This window comes from Shewanella sp. AS1 (assembly GCF_021412565.1).
In the GTDB taxonomy this organism is placed as follows: domain Bacteria; phylum Pseudomonadota; class Gammaproteobacteria; order Enterobacterales; family Shewanellaceae; genus Shewanella.
In genome coordinates, this window is the sequence record NZ_JAKCLJ010000027.1 from 1 (window position 1) to 619 (window position 619).

Annotated in this window: 1 protein-coding gene; it reads right to left on the reverse strand. The window is 55.1% G+C overall.

The window, feature by feature from the left end; genetic code table 11:
- On the reverse strand, window positions 1-619 hold a 619-nt coding region (locus LZP69_RS15875), incomplete at both ends, for a putative Ig domain-containing protein (protein WP_234201689.1).

The window sequence follows — 619 nt, forward strand, 5'->3', positions numbered from 1 at the left end:
TTAGGGTCAGTGGATCGCCTTCGGCCAAAGATTGATAGGCTGCATCACTAGGATCAAAGCTGTAACTGCCATCGGCGTTTAAGGTAAAGCCTGGAACGGCGTTGGCAATCGAATAGGTCGCCGTGTCACCCACATCGATATCGGTGGAGGTGATAGTGCCGGAATAAACCGCATCATCTTCTTTAAGTGACACTGCTGCAATTGGGTTAAGCACTGGCGCATCGTTGAGGTTATTAACCACCAAATCGAAGGTACTGGATACACTACCGCCGTGATTGTCGGTGGCAGTGACGGTAATGGCCTGAGTCCCCACATCGCTGTTGCCAGGGGTGCCGCTGAACTTACCGGTGGCGGCATCAAAGGCTAACCAGGTCGGTAAACCGGAGGCTGACAGGGTTAAGCTGTCACCTGTGTCGATATCCGCAAACGTGCCCGCAGGCACGCCAAAGCTAAAGGCGGCGTCTTGGTCAACGCTTTGGTCAGTCAGTGCCACTGCAACGGTGGGCGCATCGTTGGTGCCGGTGACCGTAATGGTCAGGGTCTGCACATCAGACGCACCTTGGCTGTCGGTGCCGGTGACATCGACGCTAATGACTTGCTGCTGACCTTCAGCCAGTGA